This is a genomic window from Sphingobium sp. GW456-12-10-14-TSB1, assembly GCF_059424385.1.
This window is the reverse complement of sequence record NZ_JBWKZI010000001.1, coordinates 3,299,465-3,313,948: the sequence shown is the minus strand read 5'-3', so window position 1 is coordinate 3,313,948 and position 14,484 is coordinate 3,299,465. Positions and strand designations below refer to the sequence as shown.

At 64.0% G+C, this 14,484-nt stretch carries 10 protein-coding genes; 5 read left to right on the top strand and 5 right to left on the bottom strand.

The features are described from left to right. Window positions 1-26: 26 nt before the first annotated feature. Window positions 27-1,076, top strand: a complete 1,050-nt coding sequence (locus tag AC07X9_RS16205) for a LacI family DNA-binding transcriptional regulator (RefSeq protein ID WP_026002534.1) — start codon at window positions 27-29, stop codon at window positions 1,074-1,076. 22 nt (window positions 1,077-1,098) lie between these two features. On the opposite strand, the gene maiA is transcribed toward AC07X9_RS16205, so the two are convergent. Genes maiA through AC07X9_RS16180 form a run of 5 tightly spaced genes read right to left on the bottom strand, consistent with a single transcriptional unit; the run spans window position 1,099 to window position 7,623 of the window. Next, window positions 1,099-1,734, bottom strand: a complete 636-nt coding sequence (gene maiA / locus AC07X9_RS16200; protein WP_017183913.1) for a maleylacetoacetate isomerase — start codon at window positions 1,732-1,734, stop codon at window positions 1,099-1,101. Then, window positions 1,727-2,422: a fumarylacetoacetate hydrolase family protein gene (locus tag AC07X9_RS16195; protein ID WP_017183912.1), complete on the bottom strand. Its 696-nt coding sequence runs from the start codon at window positions 2,420-2,422 to the stop codon at window positions 1,727-1,729. The genes maiA and AC07X9_RS16195 overlap by 8 nt, the downstream gene beginning before the upstream one ends. Then, entirely contained in the window at window positions 2,419-3,483 is a 1,065-nt protein-coding gene (gtdA, locus tag AC07X9_RS16190; protein WP_017183911.1) for a gentisate 1,2-dioxygenase, read from the bottom strand. Before gtdA ends, AC07X9_RS16195 begins: the two co-directional genes overlap by 4 nt. Window positions 3,484-3,493: 10 nt before the next feature. Then, window positions 3,494-5,188: a glycoside hydrolase family 3 protein gene (locus tag AC07X9_RS16185; RefSeq protein WP_017183910.1), complete on the bottom strand. Its 1,695-nt coding sequence runs from the start codon at window positions 5,186-5,188 to the stop codon at window positions 3,494-3,496. A gap of 59 nt (window positions 5,189-5,247) precedes the next feature. Continuing rightward, complete coding sequence (locus tag AC07X9_RS16180; protein ID WP_241763674.1) at window positions 5,248-7,623, bottom strand: TonB-dependent receptor; 2,376 nt, start codon at window positions 7,621-7,623, stop codon at window positions 5,248-5,250. 263 nt (window positions 7,624-7,886) lie between these two features. Between AC07X9_RS16180 and AC07X9_RS16175 the strand changes: the two genes are divergently transcribed. The 4 genes from AC07X9_RS16175 to AC07X9_RS16160 all read left to right on the top strand — a co-directional run bounded on the left by AC07X9_RS16175 (window position 7,887) and on the right by AC07X9_RS16160 (window position 14,464). Next, the gene (locus AC07X9_RS16175) at window positions 7,887-9,224 is read left to right on the top strand and encodes a spinster family MFS transporter (RefSeq protein WP_037514928.1); all 1,338 of its coding nucleotides are present in this window, start codon (window positions 7,887-7,889) and stop codon (window positions 9,222-9,224) included. Between the two features lie 28 nt (window positions 9,225-9,252). Beyond that, complete coding sequence (locus AC07X9_RS16170; RefSeq protein ID WP_100215236.1) at window positions 9,253-10,755, top strand: sulfatase family protein; 1,503 nt, start codon at window positions 9,253-9,255, stop codon at window positions 10,753-10,755. A gap of 86 nt (window positions 10,756-10,841) precedes the next feature. Next, window positions 10,842-12,572 (top strand): sulfatase family protein, encoded by a 1,731-nt coding sequence (locus AC07X9_RS16165; RefSeq protein ID WP_017183906.1) that lies wholly within the window; start codon window positions 10,842-10,844, stop codon window positions 12,570-12,572. Beyond that, on the top strand, window positions 12,569-14,464 hold the full coding sequence (locus AC07X9_RS16160; protein WP_017183905.1) for a sulfatase-like hydrolase/transferase: 1,896 nt from the start codon (window positions 12,569-12,571) through the stop codon (window positions 14,462-14,464). Before AC07X9_RS16165 ends, AC07X9_RS16160 begins: the two co-directional genes overlap by 4 nt. Window positions 14,465-14,484 lie beyond the last annotated feature (20 nt).

Below are 14,484 nucleotides of genomic sequence, written 5' to 3'. Positions count from 1 at the left end.
TCCTTCGCCAACCGACCAGGGATGACATGACGAGCCCGGACACTACCCGTAAACGCCGGAGAGGCGCGAAAGGCCCCACGATCACGGCAGTCGCGCGGGAGGCTGGCGTATCGGCCATGACGGTCTCCAACGTCATCAACAACAAGAGCTTCGTCAACCCGGTCGCGCGCGAAGCCGTTTTGAAGGCGGTGAAGGCGCTCAACTACACGCCCAATTCCGCCGCCCGCAGCCTGGCGGCGGCCAAGACGCTGCGGATCGGCCTGCTCCACCGCGACATTGACAGCGCGCTGTTGAGCGCCATGCTGGTCGGCAGCCTGCGCGCCACGTCCCGCCTTGGCGTGCAGCTGGTGCTGGAAATATACGACTTCTCCGATCCTGTCGGCAGCATCGAAAGGATGATCCGAAGCGGCATTGACGGCCTGTTGCTGCCGCCGCCGATCTGCGAGATCGCCAGCGCTGCTGGTCTGCCCGAAAGGCATGACGTGCCGATGATCGGCCTGGCGCCCGGCGGCGACCTGCGCAACATGGATTGCGTGCGCATCGACGATGAACAGGCGTCCTATGAAATGACGCGCATGCTGCTTGGCAAGGGGCACCGCCGGATCGCCATCGTCACGCTGCCGACCTCGCTGGTGGCGGCCTCCCGTCTGAAGGGCTACCTGCGCGCGCTGGGCGACGAAGGGGTCGTCGCCGATATGAAGCTGGTCTGGGAAGCGCCCCCGACGTTCGAGGCGGGCCTGGCGCTGGCGGAGCGCGTACTGACCACGCAGCGGGATTTCACCGCCGTCATCGCGGGCAATGACGACATGGCGGCGGCGTTCGTGAATGTGGCGCTGCGCAACAAGATTTCGGTGCCGGACGACCTGTCGATCACGGGTTTCGACGATACGCCGATCGCCGTCAAAATCTGGCCGGAACTGACCACCATCCGGCAGCCGCTGGCCCTGATCGCCGAACGGGCGGCGGAACGGCTCGTCGCAACGCTGCGCGGCGAGCCGCCGGAAACCCAGCCGCTGGCGATCTACGTCGATTACAAGATGATCGAACGGCAATCGACCGGACCGGCACGGGCCTGATCGTCTCCCGCTAACGACATTGCTACTCGGCGTCTGGCTGGCGATCGGGCCGCGCGGCGGCAAAGGCGGGCAAGGCGTTGCAGGCCGCTTCCACAGCCTCGATCCGGGGAAAATCCGTGCGCGCGCCAAAGCGACGGGCATTGCCCAGTTGCGGGATCAGGACGATGTCGGCCAGCGTCACCTGATCGCCGAAACAATATGGCCCTTCCCGATCGGCAATCAGCCGCGAACAGGCTTCAAGCCCGGTCTCGATCACCTCGCGCGCCCAGCCCTGCACGGCGTCCTCATCCAGTCCGCGCGCTGCCAGCATGCGCAGAATCTTGAGGTTCTGGACCGGGTGAATATCGCATGCAACGGCCTGTGCGAACCCCCGCACGGTCGCCCGCATCAGCGGGTCGGCGGGCAATAGCGGCGGATCGGGATAGCATTCGTCCAGATATTCGCAGATGGCCATGCTTTGCGTCAGCACCGTGCCGTCCACTTCCAGCGCTGGCACCAGCCCCTGCGGGTTGATCGCCATATAGGCGTCGGACCGCTGCTCGCCCGCACGCAAGCGATAGGTGCGATCCGACCATGTCAGGCCCTTCAGTCCCATGGCGATCCGCACGCGCCAGGACGCGGAGGATCGCCAGAAGCCGTGCAGGATCATGTCAGTCATGGGCGACCGGCGTGATCATGACCCTGGTATCGGTAAGGCCGTCGATCGACACGATGATTTCATCGCCCGGCACGACCGCGCCGACGCCAGCGGGCGTCCCTGTGTAGATGAGGTCGCCCGGCTCCAGCCGATAGGCGCGCGAGAGGAAGGCGATGAGTTCGGACACCGGATGGATCAGGTCGGCAAGGTCGGCCTGCTGCTTCACCTCGCCATTGACGGTCAGGCGAATGGCGCCGGTTGACAATTCCCCGGTCTCGCTGATCGGGTGGAGCGTGCCGAGCGGGGAGGATTGCTCGACATTCTTGCCCGCGTCCCACGGACGCCCCTTGGCGCGCGCGTCGAGCTGAAGGTCGCGGCGGGTCATGTCGAGGCCGGTGGCATAGCCGTAGATATGGTCGACCGCCTTGTCGGCGGGAATGTCGCGACCGCCCTTGCCGATGGCGACGACCAGTTCGGCTTCATAATGATAGTTGCCGGTCATCGTCGGGTAGGCGATCGGCCCGCTGGGCACGACCGTTTCGGCCCATTTGGTGAAGTAGAAGGGCGCTTCGCGATCCACCTCGACGCCCATTTCCTTGGCATGATCGGCATAGTTGCGGCCGATGCAGAAAATGCGGCGGACGGGGAAATCATGGCCGTCGCTCGTCGGGGCCAGAACGGGCGACTGAGGGTCGAACAAGAGGGTCAATGGTTGCACTCCCGGTAGAGGTCGAGCTTCATCTGTGAAGCCTTGTCGGAATAGCCGAACAATATCGTCTGCGAATGCGCCTGGAAGCGGTAGGGAATCCAGGACGGTATGACAACCATGTCGCGCGCGCCCAGCCGGATTTCCTGATCGCCCAGTTCCAGCGTCGCTTCGCCTTCGACCAGCACGAACACCGTGCCGTCGGTCGCCTGCCGCGTCCTGGTTTCAAACCCTGCGGGCAACAGGCGGACATGCGCGGAAATGGTCGAAAGGATGGGGCCGCCATCGGCGGGGTTCAGAAATTCCAGCGCATGGCCGAAATGCGGATCGATCTCGGCGCTCGACGCCATCGCGTCCAGCGCGGGCCGCCAGTCGGCATAGCGATAATGGAACAACGGGCGCGCGCTGGGCCTACGGTCCGCCAGGCTCCCGCGCAACGGACGCATATTGTGGCCATATCGGGTCAGCGTGTCGCCGGCGGGCACCGTTTCGGGATGGGCAGCGACATCCAGCCGCTCGGCGAAGCTGGCGTCGAACAGGCGGACGGTGGGAATGTCCAGCCCGTCGAGCCAGATCATCGGCTGGTCGGTCTGGTTACCATGGTCGTGCCACTGGCCCGCAGGCGTCAGCACCAGGTCGAAAGGCTGCATGACCGCCTTTTCCCCGTCCAGCGCGGTGAAGGCCCCGCTGCCTTCCATGACGAAGCGCAGCGCATTCTGGGAATGCCGGTGGCACGGTGCGACCTCGCCCGGCAGGATCAGCTGCAATCCGGCGTACAGGCTGGGGGTTATGGCGGACAGGCCGCCAAGCCCCGGATTTTCCAGAATGAGTACGCGGCGCTCCGCCTGTTCGGCGCTGATGATGTCGCCTGCGCGCATCAGATGGTCGCGCACCTCGTCATAGCTCCACCGCCAGGGCTTGGCCGGGGACTGCGGCTCGGCCAGGACCAGCGCATGCAGGCTTTCCCACAGCGGCAGCAGCCCTTTGGGGGCCATGGCGGCATATAGCGCCTCCAACTGGGCGCGCTGATCGTTGGCGCCGTGACCCTGGGACATGACCGTCATATCGCTCTCCTTACCAACGCAACTGTTCCTGCCCGCAAAATGGATCAACGGGACTGACGCCGGTGAAGGGCGCTTCGCCGGTCAGCCGACGCACTGTTTCGCGCAGCACCGGCTCGATCGCGCTGTAGGCGTTGACGCATGTTTTCATATGCGGGGCATCATATAGATAATAGGGCTGCCCGAACGACAGCAGTGCGGTCGGGATTTCCTGCGCGAACTGGCTCATCGCCTTGCGATTGGACCCGTGCAGCTTCACCAGATCCAGAAAGATGTGCGCCGCGCTGGGCGTTGCTTCCTGCCCGACCAGATAGAGGACAAGGTCGGTGTCCTCGCGCGTCGGCCACTGGTCCACGTCCAGCATCCGCGGCTCGAAGCCGCGGGCGCGCAATTCGTCGAGAACCGGGCCATAGCCGCGCGACAAGGCGCCGTCCCAGAAGCTGAACCCTTCTTCCGCGACGATGACGACGCGGCGGTGGGTCGCGGGCGCCAGCGGCAACAGCGATTGCGTATCCTTGACCAGCGTGATGCTCTGCCCGGCGGCCTGCAACGCGGCGACACGATGGTCGGGCGTCTGCAAGGCGTCCCGCATCGCCTCGATCGGCATCATCCGCTCGGCCGGATCGATCCGGTGCAGCCCCAGCCGCGCCTTCAGCGTCAGAATGCGGGTCACCGCCTCATACAGGCGGCCTTCGGACAACCGGCCATTGCGCAGGCCATCGAGCATGAAGCCATAATCTCTCTGCGGCGCGCGGCTGAACAGGAACATGTCGCAGCCATTCTCGATCACCGCCGGCACCGTTTCGGATCGCTCCATCCAGCCGGTCAGCCCGCCCATGCCGGTCGCGTCCGACACGATCAGGCCTTTAAAGCCCAGTTCCTCGCGCAGCAGGCGCTGGTTCAGCAGGTGCGACACGGTCGCGGGCTGGAACGCCTCGCGCCCCGCGTCCGGCAAATGCGCGCGGATATAGGCGGGAAAGGCGATATGGGCGGACATGACCGTCATCACCCCTTGCCCGATCAGCTGGCCGTAGATGCGGCCGAACAAGCCGTGCCATTCCTCAACCGACAGCGGATTGACGCTGGTGACCAGATGCTGGTCCCGGTCGTCGAAACCATCGCCCGGCCAGTGTTTGAGGCAGGCGGCAACGCCTTCTTCCTGCAAGGCGCGGATATAGACGCTGGCCTGCGCCAGCACATTTTCCGGGCGCGAGCCGAACGATCGCGTGCCCACGATCGCGCTGCGGAACGCATGGTTGATGTCGACCACCGGGCCAAAGGACCAGTCATAGCCCAGCACCCGGCTTTCCCGCGCGACCAGCCGGGCGATGGCTTCTGTCGTCGCCAGATCGTCGCACGCCGCAATGCCCATGATGTTGGGAACGGTCGTGGCGAAGGGATAGCTGATCGTGCCCCCTTCTATATCGCCGGTAAAGACCGGCGGCACCACCGCCTGCTCGATCGCGTGGACGGACGCGGAGCGGAACGCGGAGAGGTCGTTCCGGGGAAAACGGTTGATGCCGCCGGGCTTGAGCGCCAGGAGCGGGCCTAGCTCCTCGGCGCTGTCTTGTGACGTTGAAAAGATGAAGAGTTGCCCGATCATCTCCTCGATGCTCATGGCGTCACGCGTGCGCTCCACCCATGCGCGTGCTTCCTCGTCGATGGAGAGCGGTTCTGTCGGGGGCGGCGTGAGACTGTCCAGGAGCATGCTGTACCCTAACAAAGGAGTGGAGGAGCCGGACGCGCATCGCCCGGCTCCCGGCCCGATCAGAAGCGCGCGCTAAAGGTTGCCCCGAAGTAGCGGCTGCTGTCCTTGTTATAGGTGCCCACCAGATCCAGCGGATTTGCCACGGTCGACATGATGGAGTTGTGACCGATGTTCGTCAGGTAATTTTCGTCGAACAGGTTTTTCACGAACAGCGTCACGCCATAGCGGTGGTCGGACGTGGTGACGCCCACCGTCGCGTCGACCAGCGTGTAGGCCGGCTGGATCGTGAGCGGATCGAGTTCCGACGAGAAGAACTGCGCGCTGGTGAAGTTGGCGCTGACCTGCGCGAAGGCGTTGAAATTGTCGCCTTCATAGTCATAGCGCGGCGTCACGCCGATGCGCCAGTCGGGGCTTGCCTGCAACGGACGGTTGCGCAGATTCTGCTGCGGCGTGGCGCCGGGCGCGGTGCGATAGCAGATGTTGGTCGGCGTGCCGCTCAGCACCGGCGCTGCCGCCTGAAGCTGCAATGCGCAGTTGAGGCCGTCAATGTTGATGCGCGACTGCGCGTAGGTCACGGCGGCATTGACCGAGAAGGAGTCGGACGGACGCAGCGTGGCTTCGACTTCGAAACCGCGGCTGCGCGACGAACCGGCGTTGGTGGTCACGAACTGGATGATACCGGTGGTCGGATCGGACCGGTTGGCCTGCACCTGAAGGTTGGAATAGTCGGCCTGGAACAGGGCGGCCGAGATGCTCAGCGTACGGTCGGCCGTGCTGCCCTTGAAGCCGATTTCATAGGCGTTCACATGCTCAGGCTGAATGGCCTTCTGGTTGGCCAGATCGCCGCCAATCTCCATTTCATAGCCCAGCCCCTTATAGCCGCGCGTGTAGCTGGCATAGACCTGTGCATTGCGGTTGAATTCATATTGCAGGCCCGCCTTGCCGGTGACGGCGGTGTCGTTGGCGGAGAAGGTGCCGCTGCGGGGCGGATTGCCGGGGAAGATCGCGTCACCCGCGACGATCGGCGCAATGCGATAGCCGCTGTTGGTGCCCTTTTCATACTGCACGCGGATGCCGCCGATGGCGCGCAGCCCGCCGACGATGCGATAGTCCGCCTGGCCGAACGCGGCGATGCTGTCCTGCTTCAGCCGGATGCGGCTGGCCGACGACTGCCAGACGATGTTGGCGGGCGCGCAGGGCTGGCCCACGACACCGGCGGTGCAACGCGCGCGGCGACGGTCGAAGGGACGCAGGATGTCGCTGTGCATGTAGAAGATGCCCGCGACATAGTTAAGGTCGGAATTGCCGTTGTTGGCGATGCGCAGTTCCTGCGACCAGCCCTTCAGGTCGACCGTGCCGTGGTTCTGGTTCCAGAAGGTGTAGGGCGCGAAGGCAGCCGTCCCCAGAAAGATGGGCGAGGTCGCGGGAATGCGGTCGATCGGCTGGTTCACATCCAGATCATATTTCTGGAACGCGCTGATCGACGTGATCGTGGCGCTGCCAAGATCCCAGTCAGCCTGCAACGAATAGGTCTGCGCCTTGCTGTTCGCATAGGTTTCGGCGTCGTCGTTGATCTCGCGATTCTCGCGCGATGCGTTGATCGGCCCGACGATCGACTGGAGCACAGGGTTGCGGATCTGGATCAGCGTGGAGGCGCAGCAATCGGCGTCCGTCTTGCGATATTCGCCGGCCAGCAGCAGGGTCAGGCTGTCGGTTGCGTCCCATTCCAGCTTGCCGCGCACGCCCCAGCTCTTCGACCCGTTCGTCCACTTGTTGGTGGCCAGGTTGCGGGTGATGCCCTGGACGTCGCTGTAGAAGCCGGAAACGCGGGCGCGCAGCGTGTCGGTGATCGGACCCGAAACGGTGCCGCGGGCGCGATATTCATTATGCTCGGCAATGGTGATGTCGCCCTTGCCCTCAAAGTCGCGCGACGGGCGCGCCGTCGTCACGCTGATGACGCCGGCCGACGCATTCTTGCCGAACAAGGTGCCCTGCGGGCCGCGCAGCACTTCGACCCGCTCCACATCGGCGAGTTCGGAAAAGCCCTGCGCCGAACGCACGGCGACCACGCCATCGACGACGACCGAAACCGAAGGCTCAACGCCCTGGCCAAACAGCGCGGTGCCAACGCCGCGAATACGGAAGCTGGTGTTGGTGGGGTTGGCGCCCTGCTGGAACGAGAGCGAAGGCACGGCCTGGACCAGCGAGTTGGTGTCGTTGATCTGACGCGATGCCAGCGTGTCCGCGCCCACGGCGGTGACGGCCAACGGCACGTCCTGCAGACGCTCGGCGCGCTTTTGCGCAGTGACCACGATTTCGCCCGGCTCATTCTCAGGCATTGCCTGGTCCTGCGCCACGGCAGGCATGGCCAGCATCGCCATGCCCATGGCCAGGGCGGAGGCCGCCGGAATTAACGTGCACTTATAGGTGGCCACTTCAGATCCCCTCATGTCGAGATTTTTGACGTCAACGGTTTGGCGACTTGGGAACCAGATCCGTGAGTCGCTTCGATGTACCGCTAAATGACTTTTTGAGCGGATTGTCAATCGGCTTTCGCATGTCCATCCATAGGTATGTGCCGCCTACCTAGCTTCTATATGCCCGATAACAGGGGTTAGAATGTCCGTCCGGTCACGCCGATATTGACAGCAGGGCCGATACAAGCTTTGTAGCGTTACATATTCGTGGAGAGGTTGAAATGGCGGAGTCGACGACAACAGACACGTGGCCACCAGCGCGTCAGGCGTGGTTCGCGGCGTTCATGCTTGCCGCTGCCAATACATTCGCCTTTGTCGACCGGCAGGCTCTGGCGCTTCTGGTGCAGCCCATAAAGGAAGATTTGCAGGTCAGCGACACCGCGATGAGCCTGCTTTACGGCCTCAGCTTCACCATGTTCTACGTGCTGGTCGGCATTCCGGTCGCGCGGCTGGCGGATCGGGCCAACCGCCGCAATATTGTTGCCGCCGCCATCTTCATCTGGAGCCTCGCGACCGCCCTGTGCGGCCTCGCCCGCAGCTTCGGCATGCTGTTCGTCGCCCGTATCGGCGTGGGCGCGGGCGAAGGCGGGCTCAGCCCCGCCGCCTACTCCATCCTGTCCGATTATTTCCCCAAACACCGGCTGCCCGCGGCCATGGGCGTCTATCAGATGGGCATCTATGTCGGCGGGGCGGCGGCGTTGCTGCTTGGGGGGCTGCTCGCAACGGTCGTGCCGCCATCCAGCATCGTGAACGTGCCGCTGATCGGCGAGACCAAGGGCTGGCATATCGCGTTTCTGGTGCTCGGCCTGCCAGGCCTGCTGCTCTCCGCGCTCATGCTGCTTGTCCCTGAACCCCCGCGCCGGGGCGAAGGCGTCCATGCGCCCAGCCCGCCCTTTCCGGTGCTGTTCGCGCACATCGCCCGGCACTGGCAGGCCTATGTCGGCATCAGCCTGGGCTTTGCGCTGATGATCCTGGTCGGCAATGCGACGGGCGCGTGGATTCCCGCTTTCCTTGAGCGCAAATTCGGGCTGACGACCGCGCAGATTGGCGGCCTCTATGGCACTATCACGGCGGTCTGCGGCGTGAGCGGCACGCTGATCGGCGGCTTTGCGGCCTCGGCATTGCGGCGTCGCGGGATCGCGCGCGGCAATCTCTATGCCGCCCTGTTCGGCTTCATCAGCCTGATCCCGGTGACCATATTGTTCCCCCAGATGCCGACCGCGGCCCTGTCGCTCGCGCTGATCGGCGCGATGAACTTCCTTGCAGGGTTCAATTTCGGCGGTGGTCTTGCCGCCTTGCAGGAAATCACCCCCAACCGGATGCGGGCGTCGGTATCGGCGGGCTATATGCTGATCGTCAATCTGATCGGCGCGGCTGGCGGGCCGTTCGCCATCGCACTCGTGACCGATTATTGGTACGGCGATCCGCAGGCTTTGCCCGCCGCCATCACGCTGGTCTGCGCCATCGCCTCGCCGCTGTCGGTCGCCGCCCTGCTGCTGGGCATGCGGGGCTATGGCCGCGCCATCGCCGCATCCGCCGACGCCGTCCTGCCCGCCTGACATCGCTTCGCAAGAAAGGGTCCACCCGATGGTCCAGCGCCCCCGCCGCCCTCTCGCCTCGTTGCTGCTGGCCGCCAGCGCCCTGACCTTCGGGCTGGGCGCGCCGACGACGACCGGGATCACCGCGACGCCCCAGCCGACACCTGCCACGCCGACGCCTGCCAAGGACGTGGCGGCGGCGGCACCCCCCAATGTCGTGATCATCCTGGTGGACGATCTCGACTGGGCGGACGTGTCGACCTATGGCCGTCGCGATGCGCCGACCCCCAACATAGACCGGATCGCGCAATCGGGCGTCGCCTTTTCGGACGCCTATGTCGCGGCGTCGGTATGCGCGGTCAGCCGGGCGGCCCTGTTGACCGGCCGCATGCCCCAGCGTTTTGGTTTCACCTATAATATCAATGATGAAGGCGATAAGGGCGCTGGCCTGCCTGTCGACCAGAAGACGCTGGCCGACCGCCTGCGCCCGCTTGGCTATCGCGCCGCTGCCTTTGGCAAATGGCATCTGGGATCGGACCCGCAATTCTATCCCACGCGGCGCGGCTTCGACGAATTTTTCGGTTTCCTGGCCGGGGAAACCAATTATGTCGATCCGGCCACGCCCGGCATCGTCACCACCCCGACCAAAGAGGATAAATATGAAATCGGCCCCCGCACCGGCAATCATGCCATGGTGGAAGGCCCGGACGCGCGCCCGGCGGACGATTTCTCGCGCTATCTGACCAACCAGATCACCGATCGCGCGGTCGATTTCATCACCCGCGCCACGGCGGACAAGAACAGCCCGTTTTTCGCCTATGTCGCCTACAACGCCCCGCATTGGCCGTTGCAGGTGCCGCAAAGCTATTATGACCGGTTCGCGCATATCAAGGATCCGGTACGCCGCACCTATGTCGCGATGATCGCGGCGATGGACGATGGCGTGGGCCAGATACTCGATACGCTGGAAAAACGCGGCGTGCGGGACAATACGATGGTCCTGTTCCTGTCCGATAATGGCTGCCCGCATCGCTTCGGCTTTTGCAATCCCGACCATCCCTTCGGCGCTGGCAAGTTCACCTATCTGGAAGGCGGGGTGCGGGTGCCCTTCGTATTTTCGTGGCCCGCAGGCCTCAGGACGCGCGGCATCAGCGCCAGCCCGGTGTCCTCACTCGACATTGCGGCAACGGTGCTGCGCGCCGCGGACCCGGCCCATGCCCTGCCCAGGGAACTGGAAGGGCATGATCTGGTGACGACCGCGCGCAAGCCACAGCCCGACCGCCTGCTGGTCTGGGGGCAGGAGCCGGTCTATGCCGCGCGGCAGGGCGACAAGAAAGTCTGGCTCTCGCGCGACTGGAACCAGTCGCATCTTTACGATCTGAAGGCCGATCCCGCCGAAGAGCAGGATCTGTCGGCCAGGGATCCAAAGAATGACAAGCGACTGAAAAGCGCGATCGAGCGTTACCGCACATCGCTCCCCGCCCCGTTGTGGAAGCTCCATTCCACCCGCAAAGTGACGGTGAACGGGCGGGAGACGGAGATGGTCTATTGATGGACGGGCCGTTTCAGGGCCATTCCCGGCGTCATCGGAACGCCAGCCTATTATATCCAGTTAAAGCAGATTGAGAGGACCGCGCTGTGTCGAACAACAAGAAATGGGCACCCACGCTGCGCCGCGCGCTGACAGGCGCGGCCTGCATCATCGCCTGCTCCTTCACGGCGCCCGCCTCGATCGCTGCCGCGCCCAAAAAGGCCGCGACCGCCCCTGCCCAGCAGCAGCAGCGCCCCCGCAACATCATTTTCGTGCTCGTGGATGACCTGCGCTATGACGGCATGGGCTTCCTTCAGCCGGGCCTCCTCAAGACGCCGAACATCGACCGCATGGCAAAGGAAGGCAGCTATTTTCCCAACGCCGTCGTCACCTCCTCGCTATGCAGCCCCAGCCGCGCGACCATCCTGACCGGGCAAACCGCGCGCAACCACGGCATCGTCGACAATAATGACAGTAGCGAAGCGGGCCTCACTTACTTCCCCAGCTATTTGCAGCAGACCGGCTACAACACCGCCTTCTTCGGCAAATGGCATATGGGCAGCGAAACCGACGGCCCGCGCCCCGGCTTCGACAAATGGGTCAGCTTCAAGGGGCAGGGCAATTACTGGCCCGCAAAGGCGGAAAGCGCCCATAGCTCCCCCAACCTCAATGTCGATGGCAAGGCGGTGCCGCAGCAGGGCTATATCACCGACGAACTGACCGACTATGCGATGAACTGGCTGCAGAAGGAGCGCGATCCCAAAAAGCCTTTCTTCCTCTATCTCAGCCACAAGGGCGTCCATTCCGACCCCCTGCCCCCGCCGCGTTACGCGCATCAATATGACAAGGCGCGCTTCACCCTGCCCGCCAGCGCGGCGAACACGCCCCAGAATAATGAAGGCAAGCCGGTATGGGTGCGCAACCAGCGCAACAGCTGGCACGGCATCGACTTTTTCTACAATGCCGACGTGCCGATGACCGAATATCTCAAATATTATTACGGCACGCTGTCGGCGATCGACGACAGCCTTGGCCGGATCATGGACTATCTGCGCAAGAATGGACTGGACAAGGATACGCTGGTCGTTTTCACGTCCGACAATGGCTATATGGTCGGCGAACATGGGCTGATCGACAAGCGCAACGCCTATCAGGCGTCGGTGCGCGTGCCGCTGCTGGTGTGGGAACCGGGCACGATCCCGGCGGCCACGGTCAATGAAGGCCGCATCCGCAATCTCGATTTCGCCCCGACCTTCCTCGACGTCGCGGGCGCTGCCCGCCCCGAACAGTTTGAAGGCAAGAGCGCATGGGCGCTGTGGGAAGGCAAGCAGGCCGCCAAGGACTGGAAGCCGGGCGACTTCGTCTATGAATATTATTGGGAATATAATTTCCCGATGACGCCGGGCACCTTCGCCATCGAACGCGACAATGTGAAATATATCCAATATTACGGCGTCTGGGACACGGACGAACTGTATGATCTCAACACGGACCCGGACGAGATGCACAATCTCGTCAACGATCCGGCCTGGGCCGCGAAGAAACAGGAATTGCGCGTCGCGCTCTACCAGCAGCTTGCCGACCGCAATGGCCGCCACAACATTCCCTACAGCGCGCGCCTGTCGATCGGCGCGGTGCGACGCGATATTGACGGCCCGCGCGCGGCCGATTTCCCCGCTGACTGGTATGTGAAGCCCAACCCCGTCGACCGGCTCGATCCGATCCTGCCCGACAGCCCCGCCAAGCTCAAGGCGCAGGCCGCTGGCAAGCCGCTCATCTACACCCCGCCGCTCAGCGAAGAATTGACGCGCCAGGTCCAGGGAACCGCCAAGCCATGACCCATGACATCTCCCGTCGCGCCATATTGGGGTCAGCCGCTGGCCTCGCCGCCGCTGCAGGATCGGGCGCGCTGGCAAAGCCCGCCAGGGGTGAGCGCCCCAATATCCTGTGGATCGTGAGCGAGGATAATAATCCCTATATCGGCGCCTATGGCGACCGGCTGGCCCATACGCCCACGATCGACGGGCTGGCGAAAAAGGGTCTGTTGTACCGCAACGTCTATTCCAACGCACCGGTCTGCGCGCCCTCACGCTTTGGCATCCTGACCGGCGTCTATCCCGAAAGCTGCGCGCCTGCGAACCAGATGCGCGCCGTGGCAAAGCTTCCCAAGGACTTCCGCACCTATCCCGAACTGATGCGCGCGGCTGGCTATTTCTGCACCAACAACGCCAAGACCGACTATAATTGCGATGTCGATCCCAAGGCGATCTGGGACGGAGAAGGCAATGCGGCGCACTGGCGCTCGCGCACAGACAGGACGCAGCCCTTCATGGCCGTGTTCAACTATGAAACCACCCATGAATCCCGCCTGTTCAGTCCCACCCCTGGGCGGGTGACGCCGGACATGGTGACGCTGCCGCCCTTCCTGCCCGATACGCCGGGCATCAGGCAGGATTTCGCCAGCTATTATAACCTCATCGAAAAAATGGACGGCCAGCTGGCCGAACGGCTCGCCGAACTGGCGGCCGACGGGCTGGCCGACGATACGATCGTCTTTCATTATTCCGACAATGGCGGCGTCCTCGGCCGGTCCAAACGCTATTGCTATGATGAAGGTCTGCGGTGCGAAATGGTCGTCTATGTGCCGCCCAAATGGCGGCACCTGATGCCCGCCAAGCCGGGTAGCGAAGTCGCCACCCCGGTCAGCTTCATCGACCTTGCCCCCACCGTCCTGTCGCTCGCCGGCGTGGCCCAGCCCAAGCAGATGCGCGGCAAACCGTTCCTTGGCCCCAAGGCGCGGCCACAGGCCGTCGCGTTCGGCATGCGCAACCGCATGGACGAGCGGATCGATTTCCAGCGCACCGTCACCGATGGCCGCTGGCGCTATATCCGCAACTATATGCCGCATCGTCCCTGGGGCCAGCATCAGGCGTTTGAATGGCTCGCCAAGGGCTATCAGGACTGGGAACAGGCGCATATCGAAGGCACGCTGAACGCGGTGCAGGACCGCTTCTTCCAGACCAAGCCGTTCGAGGAACTGTACGACCTGTCGTCCGACCCGCACGAGATCAAGGATCTGGCGCGTGAACCGGCGCATGCCGCCACGCTCGCCAAATTCTCGCGGCTGCTCGACGATCATATGATTGCCATCAACGACAACGGCTTCCTGCCGGAAGATATGAAGGGCGAAGGCTGGGAAGACTCGCGCAATCCCGCGCTCTACCCGCTCAAGGACGTCATGGCGCTGGCCCATTCCGCCGCTGCCGCCCGGCCCGACAATCTGCCGCAACTGCGCGCGGCGCTCGCCAGCCCGGTAGAGGTCATTCGCTATTGGGGCGCCATGGGCCTGCTGATCCATGGCGATGCGGCGCGCCCGGCCCAGGCCGACATGCTGGCCCGGCTGAAGGCCGAATCATCCCCCCATGTCCGCATCCAGCTGGCCGAAGCCTTGGCCCGGCTGGGCGAAACGGCGGACTCGGTCCCGGCGCTCATCGCCTTGTGCGCGCCCTCGCAATCCTGGCAGGTCCGGCTCCATGCGATCAACGCGCTCACATTCATCGGCGAAGCGGCCCGCCCTGCCCTCCCCATCGCAAAGGTGGCGGAAAGCGATCCCAAGCTCTATCTTGCCAATGCGGCCCGCTATTTGCGGCTGACGATGAACGGCGAATATACGCCATCGACGATCATTTTCGACCGGGAGGCGATGCGGGCGGCGGGTGGCCCTGGCTAGCCGACCATGGCCAGGCCGAA

What these genes read in the sequence shown, in the direction of transcription:
- AC07X9_RS16205 (WP_026002534.1), top strand. Translation starts at nt 27, where the DNA reads ATGACGAGCCCGGACACTACCCGTAAACGCCGGAGAGGCGCGAAAGGC.
- maiA (WP_017183913.1), bottom strand. Translation starts at nt 1,734, where the DNA reads ATGACTGACATGATCCTGCACGGCTTCTGGCGATCCTCCGCGTCCTGG.
- gtdA (WP_017183911.1), bottom strand. Translation starts at nt 3,483, where the DNA reads ATGACGGTCATGTCCCAGGGTCACGGCGCCAACGATCAGCGCGCCCAG.
- AC07X9_RS16185 (WP_017183910.1), bottom strand. Translation starts at nt 5,188, where the DNA reads ATGCTCCTGGACAGTCTCACGCCGCCCCCGACAGAACCGCTCTCCATC.
- AC07X9_RS16175 (WP_037514928.1), top strand. Translation starts at nt 7,887, where the DNA reads ATGGCGGAGTCGACGACAACAGACACGTGGCCACCAGCGCGTCAGGCG.
- AC07X9_RS16170 (WP_100215236.1), top strand. Translation starts at nt 9,253, where the DNA reads ATGGTCCAGCGCCCCCGCCGCCCTCTCGCCTCGTTGCTGCTGGCCGCC.
- AC07X9_RS16160 (WP_017183905.1), top strand. Translation starts at nt 12,569, where the DNA reads ATGACCCATGACATCTCCCGTCGCGCCATATTGGGGTCAGCCGCTGGC.